General features: G+C 68.1%; 23 protein-coding genes. 7 read left to right on the top strand and 16 right to left on the bottom strand.

The genetic code is table 11. The annotated features are described in order from the left end of the window. Positions 1-53: 53 nt before the first annotated feature. Entirely contained in the window at positions 54-1,079 is a 1,026-nt protein-coding gene (locus ACIBL3_RS22350) for an NADPH:quinone reductase (RefSeq protein WP_396355438.1), read from the bottom strand. Positions 1,080-1,104: 25 nt separating this feature from the next. Then, on the bottom strand, positions 1,105-2,094 hold the full coding sequence (locus tag ACIBL3_RS22345) for a redoxin domain-containing protein (protein WP_396355437.1): 990 nt from the start codon (positions 2,092-2,094) through the stop codon (positions 1,105-1,107). Positions 2,095-2,278: 184 nt separating this feature from the next. Between ACIBL3_RS22345 and ACIBL3_RS22340 the strand changes: the two genes are divergently transcribed. Continuing rightward, the gene (locus ACIBL3_RS22340; protein ID WP_396355436.1) at positions 2,279-2,482 is read left to right on the top strand and encodes a three-helix bundle dimerization domain-containing protein; all 204 of its coding nucleotides are present in this window, start codon (positions 2,279-2,281) and stop codon (positions 2,480-2,482) included. 106 nt (positions 2,483-2,588) lie between these two features. Continuing rightward, a complete protein-coding gene (locus ACIBL3_RS22335; RefSeq protein WP_396355435.1) occupies positions 2,589-2,918 on the top strand; it encodes a hypothetical protein in 330 nt (109 codons plus the stop codon). Here the strand turns inward: ACIBL3_RS22335 and ACIBL3_RS22330 are convergent. After that, positions 2,915-3,778, bottom strand: coding sequence for a universal stress protein (locus ACIBL3_RS22330; RefSeq protein WP_396355434.1), 864 nt, complete (start codon positions 3,776-3,778; stop codon positions 2,915-2,917). The two genes, ACIBL3_RS22335 and ACIBL3_RS22330, sit on opposite strands and share 4 nt — an antisense overlap. A gap of 158 nt (positions 3,779-3,936) precedes the next feature. Here ACIBL3_RS22330 and ACIBL3_RS22325 point away from each other — a divergent pair, with 158 nt between their 5' ends. After that, a complete protein-coding gene (locus tag ACIBL3_RS22325; protein ID WP_396355433.1) occupies positions 3,937-4,671 on the top strand; it encodes an SDR family oxidoreductase in 735 nt (244 codons plus the stop codon). A gap of 126 nt (positions 4,672-4,797) precedes the next feature. On the opposite strand, the gene ACIBL3_RS22320 is transcribed toward ACIBL3_RS22325, so the two are convergent. From ACIBL3_RS22320 to ACIBL3_RS22285, 8 genes are all read right to left on the bottom strand, one after another. Continuing rightward, positions 4,798-5,502, bottom strand: a complete 705-nt coding sequence (locus ACIBL3_RS22320; protein ID WP_396355432.1) for a GAF and ANTAR domain-containing protein — start codon at positions 5,500-5,502, stop codon at positions 4,798-4,800. A 20-nt stretch (positions 5,503-5,522) separates the two neighbouring features. Beyond that, positions 5,523-6,458: a GAF and ANTAR domain-containing protein gene (locus ACIBL3_RS22315; protein ID WP_396355431.1), complete on the bottom strand. Its 936-nt coding sequence runs from the start codon at positions 6,456-6,458 to the stop codon at positions 5,523-5,525. 43 nt (positions 6,459-6,501) lie between these two features. Further along, positions 6,502-8,373: a CheR family methyltransferase gene (locus tag ACIBL3_RS22310; protein ID WP_396355430.1), complete on the bottom strand. Its 1,872-nt coding sequence runs from the start codon at positions 8,371-8,373 to the stop codon at positions 6,502-6,504. Beyond that, complete coding sequence (locus ACIBL3_RS22305; RefSeq protein WP_396355429.1) at positions 8,373-8,990, bottom strand: chemotaxis protein CheB; 618 nt, start codon at positions 8,988-8,990, stop codon at positions 8,373-8,375. The genes ACIBL3_RS22310 and ACIBL3_RS22305 overlap by 1 nt, the downstream gene beginning before the upstream one ends. Positions 8,991-9,014: 24 nt before the next feature. Next, a complete protein-coding gene (locus ACIBL3_RS22300; protein WP_396355428.1) occupies positions 9,015-9,695 on the bottom strand; it encodes a hypothetical protein in 681 nt (226 codons plus the stop codon). Positions 9,696-9,954: 259 nt separating this feature from the next. Continuing rightward, positions 9,955-10,374 carry a nitroreductase family deazaflavin-dependent oxidoreductase gene (locus tag ACIBL3_RS22295; protein WP_396355427.1) on the bottom strand — a complete coding sequence of 140 codons (420 nt, stop codon included), beginning with the start codon at positions 10,372-10,374 and terminating at the stop codon, positions 9,955-9,957. A gap of 117 nt (positions 10,375-10,491) precedes the next feature. Continuing rightward, complete coding sequence (locus ACIBL3_RS22290; protein ID WP_396355426.1) at positions 10,492-12,063, bottom strand: hypothetical protein; 1,572 nt, start codon at positions 12,061-12,063, stop codon at positions 10,492-10,494. Positions 12,064-12,278: 215 nt separating this feature from the next. Beyond that, positions 12,279-12,623, bottom strand: coding sequence for a hypothetical protein (locus ACIBL3_RS22285; protein WP_396355425.1), 345 nt, complete (start codon positions 12,621-12,623; stop codon positions 12,279-12,281). Between the two features lie 107 nt (positions 12,624-12,730). On the opposite strand from ACIBL3_RS22285, the gene ACIBL3_RS22280 reads away from it, so the two are divergent. The 3 genes from ACIBL3_RS22280 to ACIBL3_RS22270 all read left to right on the top strand — a co-directional run bounded on the left by ACIBL3_RS22280 (position 12,731) and on the right by ACIBL3_RS22270 (position 15,122). Next, positions 12,731-13,507, top strand: coding sequence for a phytanoyl-CoA dioxygenase family protein (locus ACIBL3_RS22280; RefSeq protein ID WP_396355424.1), 777 nt, complete (start codon positions 12,731-12,733; stop codon positions 13,505-13,507). Positions 13,508-13,776: 269 nt separating this feature from the next. Then, entirely contained in the window at positions 13,777-13,998 is a 222-nt protein-coding gene (locus ACIBL3_RS22275) for a dihydrofolate reductase family protein (protein ID WP_396355423.1), read from the top strand. A 176-nt stretch (positions 13,999-14,174) separates the two neighbouring features. Further along, positions 14,175-15,122 (top strand): phosphotransferase family protein, encoded by a 948-nt coding sequence (locus ACIBL3_RS22270; protein ID WP_396355422.1) that lies wholly within the window; start codon positions 14,175-14,177, stop codon positions 15,120-15,122. A 231-nt stretch (positions 15,123-15,353) separates the two neighbouring features. On the opposite strand, the gene ACIBL3_RS22265 is transcribed toward ACIBL3_RS22270, so the two are convergent. Beyond that, positions 15,354-15,554 carry a hypothetical protein gene (locus ACIBL3_RS22265; protein WP_396355421.1) on the bottom strand — a complete coding sequence of 67 codons (201 nt, stop codon included), beginning with the start codon at positions 15,552-15,554 and terminating at the stop codon, positions 15,354-15,356. 25 nt (positions 15,555-15,579) lie between these two features. Between ACIBL3_RS22265 and ACIBL3_RS22260 the strand changes: the two genes are divergently transcribed. Continuing rightward, positions 15,580-15,720, top strand: a complete 141-nt coding sequence (locus tag ACIBL3_RS22260; RefSeq protein WP_396355420.1) for a hypothetical protein — start codon at positions 15,580-15,582, stop codon at positions 15,718-15,720. A gap of 41 nt (positions 15,721-15,761) precedes the next feature. Here ACIBL3_RS22260 and ACIBL3_RS22255 read toward each other — a convergent pair whose 3' ends face one another. Genes ACIBL3_RS22255 through ACIBL3_RS22240 form a run of 4 tightly spaced genes read right to left on the bottom strand, consistent with a single transcriptional unit; the run spans position 15,762 to position 19,637 of the window. Beyond that, positions 15,762-16,544, bottom strand: a complete 783-nt coding sequence (locus tag ACIBL3_RS22255; RefSeq protein ID WP_396355419.1) for an enoyl-CoA hydratase/isomerase family protein — start codon at positions 16,542-16,544, stop codon at positions 15,762-15,764. Then, complete coding sequence (locus ACIBL3_RS22250) at positions 16,541-17,737, bottom strand: CaiB/BaiF CoA transferase family protein (RefSeq protein ID WP_396355418.1); 1,197 nt, start codon at positions 17,735-17,737, stop codon at positions 16,541-16,543. The genes ACIBL3_RS22255 and ACIBL3_RS22250 overlap by 4 nt, the downstream gene beginning before the upstream one ends. Then, on the bottom strand, positions 17,734-18,852 hold the full coding sequence (locus ACIBL3_RS22245) for an extracellular solute-binding protein (RefSeq protein ID WP_396355417.1): 1,119 nt from the start codon (positions 18,850-18,852) through the stop codon (positions 17,734-17,736). The genes ACIBL3_RS22250 and ACIBL3_RS22245 overlap by 4 nt, the downstream gene beginning before the upstream one ends. Next, complete coding sequence (locus tag ACIBL3_RS22240) at positions 18,852-19,637, bottom strand: SDR family NAD(P)-dependent oxidoreductase (protein WP_396355416.1); 786 nt, start codon at positions 19,635-19,637, stop codon at positions 18,852-18,854. Before ACIBL3_RS22240 ends, ACIBL3_RS22245 begins: the two co-directional genes overlap by 1 nt. Between the last annotated feature and the right edge of the window lie 31 nt (positions 19,638-19,668).

The raw sequence follows: 19,668 nt of genomic DNA, 5'->3' as shown, positions 1-19,668 counted from the left end.
CCCCCTGCGGTCAGTGTCAACCCACCCCCACCGAAACACCACCCATCGCGCGCTCAGTCGGAGTTGACGGTGATCAGGATCTTTCCGGTTGTGCTGTTCTCGACGGCGGCGTGGGCGGCGCTGGTGTCCTCGAGGGGATAGCGGTGCAGCGGGAGGCCGGCGTCTTCGCCGACTCGGAATGCGCGGTCGCTGATGGCCTGGTTGATGTCGGCGGCGGCGTCCGCCAGCCAGCCCCATCCGACCGTGTACAGCAGGATGAATTGGTAGCGGACGTTCAGCGCCATGCTTCGCCGTACGTCGAGATTGACCGGGGCACCGCCGTCGTTCGCGTAGATCGCGACGGTTCCGCGGGTCCGGAGGACGGCCAGGTCCAGCTCGGAGTTGGCGGCGGCCGCCACCTCGACCACGAGGTCGACTCCATCGGGTGCGAGCTGTCGGATCGTGTCGGCCGCGCCCGGCTCGCGGTAGTTGACGATGTGGTGCGCTCCGGCGGCGGCCGCGAGCCGCGCTTTCGGCTCCTGGCTGACGGTCGCGATCACCCGCGCGCCCGCCCAGCGGGCCAGCTGGATGGCCGCGTTGCCCACCGCGCCGGCGCCGCCTGCGACGAGAACTGTCCGGCCGGTCAAGGCACCGGGCCCGAGCCGGGCCGGACCGTCTTCGCCGACCGTCAGCGCACGGTGGGCTGTGAGGGCAGGAATCCCTGTGCTGGCGCCGAGGTCGAAGTCCGCGCCCGCAGGCAGTCGGAAAACGCGGTCGGAGGGGACAACGGTCAACTCCTGCGCCGTGCCACCGGTCGGGCGACCATCTCCGGCCAACGTGACCCAGACGCGGTCGCCGACCTGAAGACCGTCGACACCCGCGCCGACCTGGTCGACCACGCCGGCGCCGTCGTGATTCGGGACCGTCGCCTCGCGGATGTCACCACCGAACGCGCCGCTGCGCGATTTCCAGTCCGTCGGGTTGACCCCGGAGACCATCACGCGGAGCCGGACCTCGCCGTACCCCGGTTCCGGTATCGGCGCGTCGACAAGCTCGAGGACGGACGGAGCTCCGACGCGGGTGTAGCGGATCCTTCTCATGCGATGGTCTCCTGGACGTCGTGAATCAGCCGAAGGTGAAGGCGTAGGCGCGGACGCCCGGCCTGGCGAAGGTGATCTCGAAGTGGCGCTCGGCGACGGCATCCGGCTGGCGGACGAGTTGGTACAGACGGGGCCGACCGAGCGTGCCGTCACCCTGAGCGTCGACGTCGGCGCCGTGAGCGGCCGCCGGGCGTTCTCCGTCGATTCGTACCTGGAAGCTGATCGGGTGTCCCGGGCTGCCCGGAGCCATCACCAGGTGGAGATCCCGGGCGCGGAAACGACACGAGAGCCGGCCCTGCGGCTCGTTGAGCGACACGGCTTCGCGGGTGATCGTCCAGTCACCCGACAACGCCCACTGATCGAGTTGCAGACGCTCGGGCGCGGCGTACGTGTGCCTGCGGAGGAGCGCAGCGCCGTCCTGCGAGGCGAAGTTCTCGGTCCGCTCGAAGCCCAGGTAGTTCTCCGGCGACCTGAGGTTCTCCCAGTCGGCTTGCGCCTCGACCCCGGCGCCTTGGGGGTCGACCGGATCTAGGCCGAAGCCGGCGGCGCCGGTCTCGGCCAGCAGGCTCTGGACGACCGCCTCGATCTCCTCGTAGCCGCCTTCACCGAACTGATGGTGGTGAATCGTCCCCGCCGCGTCTGCGACGTACAGGGCGGGCCAATAGCGGTTCTCGTAGGCCGTCCAGATCCGGTAGTCGTTGTCCACCGCGACGGGGAAGCCGACCTGCAGTTCCTCGATCGCCTGCCGGACGTTGCGAAGGTCGTGCTCGAAACCGAACTCAGGGGTGTGAACGCCGACGACGACCAGACCGTGGCCGCCGTACTTGTCGATCCAGGCCCGGAGATGGGGGAGCGTGCGAAGCCAGTTGATGCAGGTGTAGGTCCAGAAGTCGACCAGTACGACGCGGCCGCGAAGATCACTCGCGCTGAGCGGCGGTGAGTTGATCCACTCGGTCGCTTGTCCCAATGCCGCCAGCGCGCCGTGGCGGGGTGCTCCCGATCGCGTCAGGTCCACGATGATGCCCTCCCTCGGACCCTGCGTGCCCAACTGCCACCAACGTCCAACCCGCCCAATCACTGTAGACCGGTGGCGAGGTGTCCGGACACCGACGGTCGCCGGCGGCCCACGGGGACGCACAGAATTGATCAAATGTTGGACAGATCTTGTCTGGGCGCGCGTCGTCCCGACCATGGAAGACATGGACAGGTCAGATGAGGAGCGTGCGATCGGTGAAGTGGTCGATCGGCTGGCCAAGCAGTTCCCGCGGGTTCCCGCGGAGGACGTTGCGCTGGCCGTGAGCCAGTCCCGCCCCGAGTTCGACGCGGTCCCGATCCGGGACTTCGTACCGCTGTTCGTGGAGAGGGGCGCGAAGGCGCGGCTGCGCGAGCTGGCCGCCAGTTGACATAGTCACAATTCGTCCACGGCTCAGCCGGACCGCTTGTCTGCCGGCAGGTGGTCTGGCAACGCTTGCTCCCTCGGGTGGATCGGTCCGGAGAGGATGACGGCAGGTGTCAGAGAGCGCGGAGGACTCCCTGCAGGACGCGAGCGCGGCGCTGCGACGAGCGGTCGAGGTACTACGCCACCGGCCGGTCGACGACGTCGCGGCGAAGTCGCTTGTGGCTGAGTTCCACGAGCTGCGTACGTTGATGTCGACGATGGCGCTGTTGATGACATCGTTCAGTCTGTCCCGCTACGCCCGACTGATCCGCCCTCAGCGGCCGACGACTGCCGGCGTTCTGACGGAGGCCGACGCCGACCTGAGCGCCGCCTCCGACCACCTTGGCCACGGGGCCGATCGCCTGACCGCCGCCCGCCGGAAACTCGATTCCCTGCACTAACCACCAGCTGTGGCTCCTACCATCACCACCGGGCCGCGGGCCAACCGCAGGACGTCGTACGACGAGGAGCCGCGCAGCGCCTGATGCAGTCGGCCATGGCGGTCTGGACCAAGGACGGTCAGCGCGGCCGCCGCCGACTCGGCCAGCACCACGCTGTCGCTCGGGCCGATCGCGAAATCCCACCGGACGTCGACGTCCGGGTAGGCCATCTGCCAGATGCGTACGGCGTCCTCGATGTCAGGAGGGACGACCGACCAGGTCGCGTGTACGACGGTCAGCCCGGTGCCACGTCGTCGCGCTGCGCGGAAGGCGTATCCCAGTGCTTCCGGTGGTCCACCGACGCGATCGACGCCGACGACCACCCGTCCCGCTGACGGGCCGATCGCTCGGGTCGCCGACAACCCGATCACCGCGATCGAGGCCGACGTACGGCGGATCAGGCGCCGTACCAGAGTCCGCTGAAGTCCCCTGTTGTGGCCGAGCACGACGAGGGCGCGTTGGTCCTTGCGTGCTTCGGCGACCAGAGCGGTGATCTGTCGGCCAGTGTGAACGTTGGTCGTGACGCGGAGCGACGGCGCGATCCTGGCGGCGCGGCCGGCAGCCGCCGTCACCACCGCCTCGGCAGCCTCGCGAGCCGTCAGGTCCACCATCGAAGTGCCGAATGGATCAAACACCCGCGGCCATCGGAACGCGTGCACGATCCGCAACTCGGATCCCCGCGCCGCAGCCTCGGCCGCCGCCCAGTCGAGCGCGTCCGCACCATGCTCATCAGCCAGAACAATCACCGGCCCACTGTCTGGCCCCGCCTTCACCTCAGGATCCGTCGCTGCGGGCACCTGCGACCCGCGAAAGAGCTTCATCGATTGCCTCCTCCGTCCCCACCACGGTCCCGTCCCCAGCCCTTCGTCACACCAGGGACAGTCACGGGTTTGCTCACTGGTGAATCAGCCTGGTGCGAGGTCGTCTGCCAAGCGCGAAGGTGGTGGTGACACCGCAAGTCGGCACGAGGAGTGGAGGCATGATGACGTCAGCGGACGGCCGCGGGCTGAGCGGGCAGACGGTGGTGGTGATCGGCGGGAGCCTGGGGATCGGACTCTCGACAGCGCGTCTCGCCCGGACGGAGGGCGCGTCCGTGATCATCACGGCGCGAAACGAGGAACGCCTGCAGCGGGTCGGCAAGGAGCTCGGTGCGGACACGGCGGCGTTCGACGCGACCGACTTCGACGAGCTGCGGATGTTCTTCGAAGCCCTGCCGACGCCGATCGATCACGTCCTGGTGACCGGGCCAGGTCCGTACTACGCGCTGCTGCAGGATTTCGACTTCGACGAGGCACGCCGCGACATCGAGTCACATCTGTTTCTGCCGCTGCACCTTGCCCGGCTCGCGATCGACCGGGTCCGCCCGGGTGGGTCGCTGACCTTCATCGGTGGCACCGGCGGCCGCCGTACGGCGCCTGGCCTGGTCCTGATCGGCGCACTCACGGCGGCGATGCCGGCGATGACGCGAAACCTCGCGGTCGAGCTCGCGCCGATCCGGGCGAACCTGATCGCGGCCGGTTTCGTCGACACCCCGCTCTCTGCCGCCCTGCTCGGCGACCAACTGGAGGCCCGCCGCGAGGAACTCCGTACGACCCTCCCGATCGGCCGCGTCGTCAGCCCCGACGACATCGCCACTCTGGCCGTCCACCTGATGACCAACACCGCCATCACCGGCGCCACCCTAGACATCGACGGCGGCCAACAACTCATCTGACAGGGTGAGCGCCGGCTGTAGGCGTGACGGTGGCGGTTTGTTGCACGGCTGGCGGGTTGTGCAGCACGTCAGCGGTGAAACAACCGGCTAGCCGGGGCGGATGGCGGTCGGCAGTCAGCGGCAGCCTCACCTGGGTGATCGGTGCGCGGTGACGCTGAGGGTGCCGTCGAGGACGGCGGCGGCGACGTCTCTGAGCCGGAGGTGGTGTGACCGGGTGTGTTGCCGCAGTACGGCGAACGCCTGGTCGGGGGTAAGGCTCAGACGTTCGGAGAGCAGGCCCTTCGCCTGCTCGATGAGCACCCGGCTGTCCAGCGCGGTCTGCAGCTGATCCACCCGGACGTCGTTCTCGGTCGCCCGGTGACTGTCGACGCCGAGCGCTGCCGTGTTCGCGAGCGTTTGCGCGTTCTCGAGCGAATCGCTGGAGGCACCGGCAACCTCGTCCAGGAGCAGCGCCATTGCCCCGATGGTGCGTCCGGGCATCGGCAAGGGAAAGGCGTGGACCCCGCGGACACCGAGCCGCCGAGCGCTCGGCGCGTAGTGCGGCCACCTGATTTCGGCGTCGGCAAGGTCAGGGCAGTCGATCCGGGAAGCCCGGTCGTAGCTGTCCCGGCAAGGGCCTTCCTGATGCTGCCGCTCCAGCTCCTGCAACTCGCGTGCCACGGCAGAGGACGCCGCCACGGTATCGAGAGCACCGTCCCTGTCGGCCAGCACGAGAGCGGTCGCTCTCACACCGGGCATCTGCGCCGAACGGTCTGCCAGCCAGGCGAGAGTGCCGGCCAGGTCGGCGTCGGTCACGAACTTGGCGACGAGGTCGGACACCGTTCCCGACATCGGATGATCCGTTACCCTCATCAAAGGTCCCCTTCACTCATGGTGTCCAGCCGTAGCCGCTTCGCCACGATCTCGCGCGCGACCGTGCTCACTCGTTCGTTGGCTGCGAAGGCCCGGGCTTTGATCAGCGCGAGCGCGTCGGTGACGCTGCAGCTGCACTGCGCGGCGACCATTCCGGTGGCTTGATGGACAACGGCACTGAGGTCTGCAGCATCCATCAAGCTGCCGACACTGTCAGCGTCCGCCGGAGCTTCCTCGTCCAGCTGGTTGATGGTCGTCCGGGTCAGCAGCATGATGTGGGTCAACGCGTCCGCGATCTGCTCGAGGTACGTCGTCAGCCGCTGGTCCGTCCCGCGCTGTGGCGGATCGAACACGGCGAGTGCGCCAACGCAGTGTTCGCGTAATCCCAGTGGCGCGACGGCGAGCGAATGCACACCGAGTGCCGAGACTGCGGGTGAGTACCGCGGCCAGCGACGCGCCAGTGAGCTCTCGGGCACGACAACCAGGCTCCTGGTGGACGTGACGTCGTGCACCGGCCCTTCTCCCAGCGCGATCTCGAGGTCCTGTGCGGCGGCGGCGAGGGGGTCGGACGCGATCACCGATGCCTCGATGTGTTGCGAGGTCAGCAAGGTGATGCCTGCACTGCGGGCACCGAGCACCTCCGCGACCGTCGAGATCAGTAGCGGCCGGCGATCGGCCGCCGCATGATCGGTGACGAACCACAGCCGGAGCCGGTGGACATGAGCCTCGTGCAATCTCGCGGCGGTCAGGTGCCGGCCTTCGAGGCTGCGATGGATCAGTGCCATGCGCTCGTGCAGCGAGCGCGCCGAGTACAGGTCGGTCGTCATGAGCTGCTCGTGCCGACGCGCGATCTCCGCGGCCCGACTCGCTCGGGCACGCTCGAGATCGGCCCGCTCCTGAACGGGCCGGATCCACGCGGACAGCCCCGTTGCCACGCAGCCAGTCTAGGACGCGCCCACCGGTCCGGGGTCGGTCTGGTCAGGATTGCCGCGCGGAGGTCCGGTTCTCTTCCATCAACAGGACGACCCCTTCGCCTTGGCTGTCCAGGGGGGAGCAGGCGACCGAGCACGTGATCGTCCGGCCCTTGCGGTTCACCGCCGCCAGGTCGATGGGGCCGCCGCGGGTACCGGAGTCCAGGCACTGCTGGACGATATCGATGAGCGAGTCGGTCGGGAGACCGAAGTCGAGCTGGAAGAACGGCTCGCGATGCACCTCGTCGCCACGCAGCCCCCACAGTTCCTCCGCGCCGCGGTTCCAGCTGCGCACCCGGAGGTCCCCGTCGAGGACCACCACTCCGGCGGCGACGCTGCCGAGCACTCCCTCGAGGAAGGTGCGGGCCTCGTCGAGCTCGGTACTGCGGATGCGGATCTCCTCGTTCATCGTCTCGAGCTCTTCGTTGCCCGACTGGAGCTCTTCGTTGGTGGTTTCGAGCTCTTCGTTCGTGGACTGGAGTTCTTCGTTGGTGGTCTCCAGCTCCTCGATACTGGACTGGAGTTCTTCGTTGGTGGTTTCGAGTTCCTCGTTGGTCGACTGCAGTTCCTCGTAGGCCGTCTCGAGATCCTCCCGGTTGCGCTTCACCTCGAGTTGCAGCCGGGTGAGCGTGGTGGTGTCGAGGAACACGACCGAGGAACCGACCACCATGCCGTCGGAGGCGGTCAGCGGCTGGACGATGATGTCGAGATACTGCACGTCATCGGCCGACAGCCGCCGTTCGACCGCGTTGACCCGGACCGCCCGGCGTTCGGAGTGCGCCTGCTCGATGAGCGAGCGGAGCTCGGTGGGACGATAGGACACCTCGAGGTCCCGGAACGGCCGGCCGACGTCGTGCGAGGTGAGCCCGAACTGTGCCCTGGCCTGACTGTTCAGCTGGATGATCATCCCGTCCAGGTCGACCGCGATCATGGCGTTCGGCGCGGTCTCCACGACCAGGTCGCGGAGTTGCCGTTTGCGGGCGGCGTCCCGCAGCTCGACCCCGGCGGCCGGGGCCAGCTTCATCGGTAGCGGCTGATGCGGCGGTCCGGCGTCACCGGGGCGGCGCCGGAAAATCCGCTGGCGCATGCTGACGACGTTGAACCGCTCACCGTCGGACAGCAGCATCTCCGCCTTGCCGAGGAACAGGTACCCGTTCTCACACAGTGCGAAGTGGAAACGGTCGATGATCTGTGACTGCGCCTCGACGTTGAAGTACATCAGCGTGTTGCGGCAGACGAGCAGGTGCAGCCGGGAGATCGGGGCGTCCCTGGTGATGTCGTGACGACCGAAGATCACCCGTCGACGCAGGTCGGACCGGAACAGGAAGCGGCTGCCGCTCTGCTCGAAGTACTGCTTGCGGATCTCCTCGGGCAGCGACTCGAGCGCCTTGGCCGAGTAGGCGCCGGTGCGGGCCTCGCGCAGCGCCTCCTCGTCCACATCGGTTCCGTAGATCTTGACGCGCTTGGCGCACTCTTCGATTCCCAGGGCCTGGGCGAAGATGATCGCCAGCGAGTACGCCTCCTCGCCGGTGGAGCAGCCGGCGCTCCAGACCCGGATCTCGTCCTCGGAGTCGATGCTGTTCAGCAGGTCGGGAACGATCTCCTGCTGGAGGTAGGCCCAGCCGTCGGCGTCGCGGAAGAAGCTGGTGACGTTGATCAGGATCGTGTTGAACAGGTACCCGAACTCGTCGGCGTTGGTCTCCAGCAGGTCCCGGTAGTCGAGGTAGCCCGCGATCCCGACATCGTTCATCCGTTTACGGATCCGGCGGGTCAGGGACGACCGCTTGTAGCCGGTGAAGTCGAAGCCCCGGGAGTCGCGGATGAAGGTGAGCAGCAGCTCCAGATCGGCGTCCGGGCCGTCGTTGTCATCGCCGGCCATCACACACTCCTCGATTCGACCAGGGCTGCGATCACGTCCGCGATCTCGCCGAGCGGCAGGACGAAGTCGACGGATCCGGTGCTGACCGCCGCTTCCGGCATCCCGCTGAACTCGGCCGACTCCGGATCCTCGGCGATCACCGTGCCGCCCCGCGACTTGACCGCGCTCACCCCCATCGCCCCGTCGCTGCCCGATCCGGTCAGGACGCAGGCGATGGCCCGCGCGCCGTACGCCCCGGCCACGGACTCGAACAGGAGATCGGCCGACGGGCGGACGAAGTGCACCAGTTCGCTGCTCGACAGCGTCAGCTCACCACCGGGGCCGACCAACAGGTGCCGGTTCGGCGGGGCGACGTACACCGTGCCGGGGGCAGCATGCTCGTTGGCCTCGGCCAGCTTCACCTTGAGGGTGGACCGGCGCCCGAGGACGTCGGCGATCACGGTCTCGTGGCGTGGGTCCAGGTGCTGGACCACCAGGACCGGTACCGGGAAGCCGAACGGGAGCCCGCCCAGGACCAGGCTGAGCGCACGAATGCCGCCGGCCGACGATGCGATGGCGACGATGTCGAACCGTTCGACCTCGTCGGCGACGGAAGGGGGCGACTCAGCTTGAGTCATGATCGGGTACGGCAACCGGGGGGATCACTCCCTGAGCGTAGCGGCTCTGCCGTCGACCTGACGAGGAACGTCCCTCGGCGCGGCGTCCGGCTGTTCGGCCCGGCGACGGATCAGCCGGAGCATCGGGTGGCCCATGGCCGTGATGAACGGCGACGTGAGCGCGAAAAACGCACCCAGGGCGTGCCGAGCCGCCGCGTCGGTGCAGCGCAGCCGCACGTCGGCGACGAGTACCGAACCAAGGTCGCCGTACCCGAGGACAGCCAGACTCCAGGCGCCGACCGCGTAGCCGGGGAGGTCGAACGTCCGCAGGTCCCCGGGCCGCCAGTGCACGTGGTTGTTGTCGGCCTGCCACCACCGGCCGATGAAGCCGAGAACCAGTTCGTTCGACCCGTTGTCCGCCACCACCTTGAAGCCCTTCGCCGGCAGGCGCTCGAAGCCGAAGGTCTCATAGCGCGGGCGGTACGCGGCGCCTTGGCTCCAGCGGACGAACTCGTCCGGCAGCCCGTTGTGCCCATTGGAGCCGGACAGCAGCGCCGACGTGCGAAGATCCACCTCCCGGATGGCCCGGTAGGTGCGCTCCACTCCCGCGTCCACCGGCTCGGCGCGGGTCAGACGTTGTTCCCACTCGGGCATCTGGGTGTCGATGAGCATCACGCCTGGCTGTGGGACCTTGCCGTTCGAGGTCGCCCGCTTGCTCATCACCATCGCTTCCACCTCCAAGGATGTACTGGTAGTTGCTGAGGGAACGTGAGTACGCGGGCGGACCGGCCGGACGCTCTCTGGGTCCAGGGTCCGGCCGCGCTCCGCGTGTGCCGGTCGTGCGCAGGGCCTCGCGGCGGCGTTCGTCGGCCGGGCTGTAGCGGACAGCACGTTCACGGCTCGACTATGCGCCGTCGTCCGCGCGTTTATACAGAGTCGAAGGTCCTGTCCGACCGGTTTCCTGCCGGGGGAGTACTGCGCGATGCTAGGACCGCCTGAGCTCGAGCACGGGGATGGTGCGGATGCCCGCAGTCCTCTGCTCGTAGCTGGCGAAGCCGGGGTAGCGGCGGGCTTGTTCGCCGTAGATGCGGTCGCGATCAGGCCCGGTGATTTCGTGGACGGCGACGTCGTACGTCTCGGTGCCGCGCTCGATGGTGGCGTTGCCGGCGGCGACCAGGTTCCGGTACCAGTCCGGGTTGGTGGGCGCGCCGCTCTTGGTGGCGAACACGTAGATGGTGTCCGGGTCATTTTCCTGCGGAAGGTACATCGTCGGCGTGACATACTCGCGCCCGCTCTTGCGCCCCCGGTGATGCAGCAAAACCATCGGAGCCCCTTCGAAGGCCCCGCCGACCCTCCCTTCGTTGGCCCGAAACTCCGCGATGGTCCCCCTGTTCCAATCACTCATGTCACACTCCCGTCCTCTACCACCCACCAACGCCCACACCCCGGGCGATATGCCCGTACAGGAGCGGGAAGTGCTGAGCACGGCGCTCGCGGACGTTTCCGACGGATCGCTCAGAAGTCACCAGTTGGTTGGGCGTAGTTCGGGGCCGAGGATGTGGCCGTGGTGGGGAGCGGGGTGGGCTTCGTCGTGGCGGAAGTGGCCGGCGTACCAGATGACCGCGTCGGTGGAGTTGATGGACTCGGCGGTCAGGTACTTGTCGAGTTGGCATCGGGTGTCCGCTGGTGTCCCGCCGACGACGCTGACGCCGTCGTCGAGCTCGGTGAACCGGTAGCGCAAGAACCACAGGTCGGCGACGCCGTACGAGTCGGCGGTGCCGTCGGTCGGTCCTGGGTTGATGACGTAGCCACGACCACTCTGGGCGTCGAGGACGCGCCAGCGGCGGGCGAAGAACGACCGAGCCCGCTTGGTCTCCCGGACGAGACGCCACCACAGCGGAAGATTGGGGAAGAACAGGCCGCGTTGCTCCGCGACGTCGTTGCCAGCGCCTTCGATATCGAAGTCCAGGCGCCAGTACACGTGGTGCTCGTGCGGCATACAGGTGCGGGGATTGCGCGTGCCGGCAAATCCGAACCGTGGCGCGATGGTGCCGTCGTCGCGCAGCCTCCAGTCCGACACGTAGCGGTACCAGCCGGCCTGGACCTCGCTGACAATGCGCAGTTCGCCGTCCTCGTACCAGAAGGCGACCCCTTGGAAGTTCCCGGCGTCGGTTCCGGATTCCAGGATTGTTGCCGGTGGCGACGTACACACTCGCCAGCCTGGTCCGACCGGGTCGAAGCCGTTGGCGATGAACGGGGTCTCTTGGTTCTGCCAATCGCGGTAGGTGACGCCGTCGTCGTAGAGCACGTTGAGAATCGGTACGTGCGCCTGCCACAGCACCAGACGGCCGCGGTAGGTGACGTACTTCAGTTCGACGCCGGATCCCTTGCCGAAATGGGATGGTTCGGACGCGCGGGGGCGGACGACAACGAGGTTCCACAGTTCGACGCCGGCACGCAGTACCCGGACTCGAACCCAGTCGCGGCCGCCACTGTCGGGCATGCTCTCCACAGGGACCGGCAGCCGTTCCTCGCAGTCGCCGTCCAGCGGGTGGAAGAGTTCCGGGTCCCACTCCACGACTCGGTCGAGGACGTTGACCGAGGCGAATCGATGCCGCCGCCCGGCCTGCGGATCGAACACTCCCAGTGCGATTCGGCGGACGACTGTCCCGTCATCCTGCTCGACGTCCACCACCGGCGGCATCGGCTGGTAGACCACGACGTCGTCCCGGTGCCGCATTTCGGCGAACTCCCGATCATCGCGGAGCACCTCGAGCGCAGCGCCGAGTTCCTCGCCGCTCGGATTCGGCCGGAACGCGCTCGGCGTCACTTCGACATCGTCGCCGTCGAGCCGTCCCACCACCTCGACCGATCGGTTCTCCCGTGGGTCGAAGATCGTCGCGACGAAGGGCGAGCTCGCGTCACGCCTCCGTCCCGGCAGGGTCGGGCCGAGAACCCTCAGTGCCGCGGGGTCGACGTCGCCGAACTCCTCCCGGACGCGGTCGTGCCGCACAAGCACTTCCCGCCAGTGCAGCACCCGCTCGGTCAGTTCGTCCTCATACTCCTCGACGACGACCTCGAGATCCTCAGCCATGACGCCCCCTCGTACTGACTCACAAAGCACTCAATACCTCGGAGGTGCGCGACCGTGCGCCTGATACGTCAAGCGATGGTCCGGCGTGTGTCCGATCAGCGCGTCGGTGCGCTCGTTACCGTGATCGCTCGTGGCGCGCTGACCTCGGCTGGTTTGCCGCTCTCTGCTCGGACGTCCAGCGGGCCATGCGGTGTCGGTACGGATGCCTCCAAGGCTTAGCTGCGCCAGCGGTGCGTCGTCCCCGAGGCTCCACACGCGGGCGGCGAGCCAGTGTCCGCCGCCGGCAACCGCAGCCGGTAGCTCTCGAACGACCAGTGGCCGACCTCGCCCCGCGACGGCCCGCGGCCGACGGGGTCGCCGTCGAGCCACAGTTCGTACCGCTCGTCCGCGGACACGTGGACAACGACCTCGGCCGGCTCCGTGCACTCGACCCGCAGCCGAAAGCCGACCACGTCGCCGCTCTCCGCCGCCGCCCGGATCCACCGCGCCGGCCAGGCGGCCTGTCCCGCGAACGGATCGTCCCCGAGCTCGAGCTGCTGAACGTCAGCGGTTTCGGGCATCGTCACAGTTAACCCCTTTCGGGTGCCAATCCGGCGGAGCAGGTTTATCGGTATAGGACTGGCGCCAGAATTGGATCGTCCAACCACCTGAAGAAGAGGACAGAGTGATGCTCGATCCCGTCGTCGACAAAGGTCAGCTGACCGAGACCGACCGCTTCATCTTCGAGTCGTGGGGCTACTTCATGATTCCCGACGTCTTGACCAAGGACGAGGCCGCGGAGGCGTACGACGTTTCGCAGCGACTGCACCAGAGTCGCGACCGTGAGTTCGGGCAGATCGGCCGGACGTACGAGAGCGAGCCGGTTCTCGAGCGGCTCATAGATCATCCCGACGTCCTTCCGAAGGTGCAGGGTCTGCTCGGCGACCGCTTCGTGCTGCAGGCCGGCTGGAACACCATGCAGCCGGCGCACGCGGGGAACGGCCGTTGGCACCAGGACGGATCGTCCGCCTTCGACTTCAAGGACCTGGGATACCCGGTTCCCTTGCTTCAGCTCCGCGTGTCGTATCTGCTCACCGATCAGACCGTGCCCGGCATGGGCAACATGGAGCTGATTCCCGGCAGCCACCGCTCGCGGGTCGGTCTGCCTGATTCGATCCGGGAGAGCAACGACGACATCGCGATCGGCCATGTCGTGTGCGCCGAGGCCGGGGCTGCTCTGGTGTTCCACAACGGCGTCTGGCATCGAACCTTCCGTCACGACGGCGACTACGACCGCTATACGACGCACTACGTCTACAGCCCACCGTGGGTCCGCAGCGCCGACCGTTTCGGCAACGACCCCGAGTTCCTCGAGCGCACCACGCCGCTGCGGCGCGCGCTGATGGGGGAGTTCACGAGGCCGGACGCCCCGTTCGGGGCCAACTACGATCCGCTGCCCATCTGACGCACGGCCCCCTCTCCGATTGGTCCGCTTTGCGGTCTCCTGATTGGTCCTTCAGACAGGACCGATTCTCGCCGAGGATCGAGGAACCAACCGACGAGACCAGCAGGAGACCGCAATGACGACCGCACTTCCGGACACCGAACCGCAGACCGCCGCAGGCAAGGTCCTCTGGCACTTCACGATGTCGCTCGACGGATTCATCGCCGGCCGAACCACGCCATGGGCTGGATGAACGGCATCACCAACTCGCGTCCGACCTCAACTGCGACGTGGCCGAGGCGGTCCGGATCGGCCTGGAAGCTGCCGGCGGCAAGAACCTGGAGGTCCTCTCGGCCTCGATCGGCCGGCAACTCCTCGAACGCCGCCTGATCGACGAGATCGACCTCCACCTCGCCCCGGTCCTGCTCGGCGACGGTATCCGCCTGTTCGACAACCCCGGCGGCGCACCCATCAACCTCCACCTCCTCAACGGCACCAGCCCAACCCGCTAAATCAACGTCCGCTACCGCCCATCCCCGACCAACCAGCACCCCTGAGAAGGCCAGGCTGCCGCGCCCGAACGCGCGGCACCTGCCCCTCAGTTGGAGCCGGACGAGAGGACTACAGGTGCTGGTGGACCGGGGAAATTCCGGTGCGTTGATGGACTGCGCGGCCTAGATTGCGTGGGGTGATCGCGGATGATGGCGTGCCCTCCGAGCTTTTGCAGCTTGGTGCGCCGGTCGGGCCGATGGTTCGGGTTCACGGTGGGTTCGCCAACCGGATGTATCGGCTGGACACCGATCAGGGGTCGTTTGCGGTGAAGGAGTTGAACCTCGTCGACCGCCGCTGGGCCTACCGGGTCGAGGACGTGTTCAGGTTGGAGCGGGCGGCCTTCGCTGCCGGTATCCAGATGCCAGAGCCGATCTCGGCCGGCCACCACACGCTCGTCCACCGGTGGGTCGAGGGAGAGAAGGTGCCCGAAGCACCGGTGTCGGCGGCGTACGCGTTCGAGATCGGTGAGATCCTCGCGCGCATCCACGTGCTGGACGTCGAGTGGACTGACGTGTCGATCGAGGACCCGACGCCACGGGACTGGCCCGAGCTCGCCGTACGGGCGGCGGCGACCGGACAGCCGTGGGCCGACGAGCTCGCCTCCCACGTCGAGACGTTCCTCGCGATCGCCCGGTACGTCGACACCTGCGAACGGCCAGGCCCGGTCGTGCTGACCCACAGGGACATCCAGCCGTGGAACCTGCTCGCTCGAGACGGCCGGCCGGTGGTGCTCGACTGGGAGCTCTCGGGGATGCTCGACCTGTCCGGTGAGCTCGGCTCGACCGCGCTGAGCCTCGCGAAGGGCCCTGGCTTCGACGACATCGAGCCCGCCATCTTCCGCTCGGTCCTCGACGGCTACGTCGCAGGCGGCGGAGCACTGCCGCCGCCGGGCCCAAGCTGGTTCGTGTACCTGATCGGCGGCTGGCTGGGGCACACCAGATGGAACATCCTCCGCTGCCTGGCCGACGTCGAGGCCACCACCGGCCCCGACCTCGCCCTGTCACACGAGTCCGCACGCAACGGCGTACGAGGCCTCCCCGACCTCTTCGCCCGCCTCCCAGACCTCGAGACGCTGCTCTTGTAACCGCGCCCCGCTGGACCCCCAGCCGCAGGATGTTGGTAGTCGTCTCCCGAAGCACCTGGCTCAGCGGGTCGCTCCAGCCCGGGTCGGGCTCACCGTTGCGCTCGATCACGACCCGCGCGCCGGCAGTGCCACCTTCAGCTTGACCACGTGCGGGGTATGGCCCTGGATGTCGTCGTTGCGCCGGGCAAACTAGTGACGTGGCGTCACTGCTTGGGCGGTGCGGGACGGCTGTCAGCCGAAGTCGGCGGGGACGATGTGGAGCTTTTCTGCGATGCGGACGAGGGCCTTCTGGTCGGTCGTGTTGAGCGAGTCGAGGACGATGCGCCGTACGGAGCGCAGGTGTGTGGGCGCTGCCAGGTGCACGATCTCGAAGCCGGGGTCGGTGAGCTCGGCGAGGGTGTAACGGCCGTCGGCCGGGTCGGGTGTCCGCACGATCCAGCCCCGCTGCTCACAGCGTTTGACGACGTTGGCCGAGCAGTTCCGCCGTCGCCTCGGTGGCCGCGCACCGATCTGGACCGAGACCGGCGTCACCGTCCTCGGCCTCGCCACCATGCGCGTCGAGATCCGCGTCACCGCCATCGTCGGCTCCGGGAGCTGAACCGCCGGCGCAAAGGACCGAACGGCTTTGGTGCGGTCCCGTTAGTCGCCGGTGAACTTCGGGTCGCGCTTTTCGATGAAGGCCGCGATGCCTTCGGCGGCGTCGCGGCTGCGGTAGAGGTCGGAGAGAGCCTGCTGCTCCAGGCCGAGACCGACCTCGAGTGGTACGTCGGCGCCCAGATCGACGATCCGCTTGGCCGCGCGCACGGCCAGTGGCGCATTCGCGGCGATCGTCTGGGCGAGCCGCATGACGGTCGGCATCAACTCCTCCGGAGGACAGACAGCCGACACGACTCCACGCCCCCGAAGCTGCTCGGGGCGATAGAACCGGCCAGTGACGGTGGCTTCCTTGGCGAACCGGATGCCCGCGGCGCGGGCCAGGCGCTGCGTGCCTCCGCCTCCAGGAATGAGACCGAGTTTCACCTCCGGCAGCCCGAACTTGGCTCGCTCCGAAGCCATGATCAGGTCGCAACACAACGCAAGTTCCATGCCGCCGCCGAGGGCGTAGCCGTTGACCGCGGCGATCGTGAACTGGGGGAGCCGTTCCAGTGCGGAGAAGGTACGTCGACTCAGCCGCTGGTACTCGTCGAACGCCGCCGGCGTGACGCGGTCGTACTCGCCGATGTCGGCCCCGGCGACGAACCCGCGGCCGGTCCCGGTCAGGACGAGGACCCGGATCCCGGGATCGCCGTGCAGCCGGTCGAGGTGTTCGCCCAGCGTCTCGACCAGGCTTCGCGACAAGGCGCCAAGCGCTTCCTCGCGGTCGATGCGCAGTACGACGACCGCACCGTCACGCTCCTCCACGAGGTGATCGTGCAGCCTCATGACGCACTCGCCGCGCGGAGCGCGTGCAGTTCGTCGGCGCTCAGGACCTCGGCCAGGATCTCGTCGTTGTGCTCGCCGACGGCCGGGGGACGCAACCGTTGGCGCCACGGTGTCTCGGAAAGGGTGATCGGGCAACCAATCAGCTGCAGTGGTGTGCCGGAGGCATGCATCACGTCCACGAGCAGCGACGATCCGTCGGCGGCGAGTTCCTCGTAGGCCTCTCGCATCGTCCGTACCGGTGCCGCCCAGAAGCCGGCATCCAGGAGGGCATCGAGCAACTCCGTTGTTTTGCGCTCGGCCGCGAGCTCGTCGATGCGTCGCTTCGCGGTATCCCGATCCAGCCAAGGATCGAGCTCAGCCAGCGCCGGATCAGCGAGCACACCTGCTATGACGTCCATCGGCCCCATGGCGACAGCCAGCCAGCCGTCGATGGTGCGGTAGATGCCGAAGGGGGCTTCGAGCCAGGGCTGGGCGATGCCGGCCTCGGAGCGGTAGAACTCGGCGTCGTGGTTGACCATCGCGGAGATCTCTTGGGTGAGGATCGCCAGGGTGGCGTGGTAGAGGTCGACCTCGACGCGCTGGCCGATGCCGAAGCGTTCACGGGCGAGCAGCGCGGCAAGGATGCCGTTCGCCAGGGTGAGCGCACCGGTTGCGTCGCAGATCGACGTGCCGGCCGCAGTCGGGGGGTCGCCGGCCGTTCCGGTGTTGAAGGCGAGGCCGGTGGCGGCTTGGATCAACAGGTCCTGGCCCGGCCGGTTCTCCCGGGCGTACTTCGTGTCCTGGCCCCAGCCTGATCCGGAGCAGTAGATGATGTCGTCGCGGACCGCGCGGAAGTCGTCGTACCCCAGACCGAGCCGATCCATCACACCGGGGCGAAAGTTCTCGACGACGACGTCACAGGTGGCGGCCAGGCGCAGCAGGGCGTCGCGCGCGGCCGGCAGCTTCAGGTCGAGGGCCACCGACCGCTTGTTGCGGTTCATGGCGAGGAACGCCGCGGAGTCTCCGCCGAGCAGCTCGCCGGCGTAGGTGAGTCCACGTTCCCACTCACCGGTTCCCGGTCGCTCGACCTTGATGACGTCGGCGCCGAGGTCGCCGAGCAGTTGGGTTGCGAACGGTCCGAGCATCATCTGGGTGAAGTCGAGGACGCGAATACCCTCGAGTGCGCTGGGCGTCGGCTGGCGGTCCGGCGTCATGTGTGCTCCTTGTCGCGGGCCTTGTCCAAGGCGTGAATCAAGTCGGCGTGAATCGTGGCGGCCTTGTCGCCTCGGCGCAGCGCCTCGGCGAGCCGGAGGCCGGCGGCCTCCTGGTAGGCGGGCCACCAGGGGAAGCGGGGGCGGAGGTACGACGATTCGATGGTCGCGCGGGTCCCGGAGAAGAACCCGCCGACCACCTCGTCGGCGGCCGGATCGAGCCAGACCGATCGACTGGCCGGCTGGCCGTCGTTGCCCAGCACAACCGTCTGCTGGACGTCGGCGCCCGCCATCCACGCGGCGAAGGCAGCGGCTTCGTCGGCGTGCTCGCTCGACCCGCTGACCGCGAGCCCTGCGCCGCCGAGCACGGCCGAGGGGCGTTCGCCTGCGGACGGCGGTTGGCAGAACCGCAGCCGGCGGCCGCGTACATCCGGGCGCTGGTAGTTGGTGTAGCCGAAGAGCAGAGGTGCATACACGGGTACGTCGGCGGACGTCGAGGACATCAGGTCCAGGAGGCCAGGCGGGTTGAGCTGGAACGAGCGCGGGTCCACCAATTGAACGAGTTCCACCAGGACATCGACGGCTTCCTCGGCCCACATTTCGTCGGTTGAGCGCAGGTCTGCCGAGATCGACAGCAGCGACAGGATCGCGTCCGAGGGATAGAGCGGAAGCGCCACCGAGCCCGGGACCCCGCGGGCCAGGGTCAGAACGTCGTCCCATCCACGAGGTACGTCGCGGTCGTCGAGCCGGCTGTCATCGACGACCGCGACCTGACACGCGGCATCGACAGCGATAGCCCATTGGCTCCCGTCCCAGCAGTACGAGTCGTGGCTGCCGCCGATCGAGTCCGCACGCAATGCCTCCACAACCGATGCGTCGAGCAGCCGGTCGAGGGGGATGAGCGCGGCCTCTTGGGCGACGCTGCCCACCATCGGGTGATCGATGAACAGCAGGTCCGCGGCGCGGGCGATGTCGCTGATCGGCTGGTCGTTGAAGGCGGCCAACGGGCGCGCTGTGACGGTGATCCTCGTGCCGTGCTGTCGTTCCCAGGCAGCGGCGGCCGCGCGGACGGGATTGACGCAGCGCGGATGGTCCCAGCACAGGATGCTCAGTGCCATCAGTTGGCCCGCCCGGACGGACCGAGGATGCTCAGGCCACCGTCGACACGCAAGCAGGTCCCGGTGACGAACGACGAATCGTCGGAGACGAGGAACGCCGCCGCGCTCGCGACTTCGTCGGACTCACCGAAACGATGGAGGGCGTGGGCCGAGTTCCAGTCCTCGATCAGCGCTTGCGGATCCGGGGCGGTGCGGAAGATCTGCTCGTTCATCGGCGTCATGATCGTGCCCGGTGCCAGGCAGTTGACCCTGATCTTCTCCGGGCCGTACTCGACAGCCGCCTGCTGGGTCAACGCGACGATCGCGCCCTTCGTGGCTGCGTAGCCGGCCCAGCCGGGAAATCCGACCAGCGCCTGGGCGCTCGCCATGTTGACGATCGCGCCACCGCCCGCAGCTCGCAGGTGCGGTACGGCGTACCGCATGCCGGCCCAGACGCCCTTCAGATTGACCGCCAGCACGCGGTCCCAGTCGTCCTCGGAGATGTCCTCGACGCTGCCGGGAACGGCGACCCCGGCGTTGTTCACGATCGTGGTCAGCCGGCCGAAGCGGGCGGCCGCGTCGTTCACGAACTCCTCGACCTGGGCGGTCGCGGAGACGTCGACCTGACCGGCGAACGCATCGGATCCCTGCTCGCGGAGCCGTCGTGCGACGCGGTCGGCGGCGTCGCCGTCGACGTCCCCGACGGCGACCTGAGCACCCTCGGCGGCCAGCCGGGCAGCGATCGCCGCACCGATGCCGGCGCCGCCACCGGTGACGACACAGCTCTTGCCGGTAAGTCTGTTCACGCGGGTTCCGTTCACATACTCTGGAGAAACG

Source organism: Kribbella sp. NPDC050124 (assembly GCF_044460355.1).
Taxonomy (GTDB): Bacteria; Actinomycetota; Actinomycetes; order Propionibacteriales; family Kribbellaceae; genus Kribbella.
The sequence above is the reverse complement of the archived record's forward strand: the minus strand, read 5'-3'. Positions and strand labels throughout refer to the sequence as shown.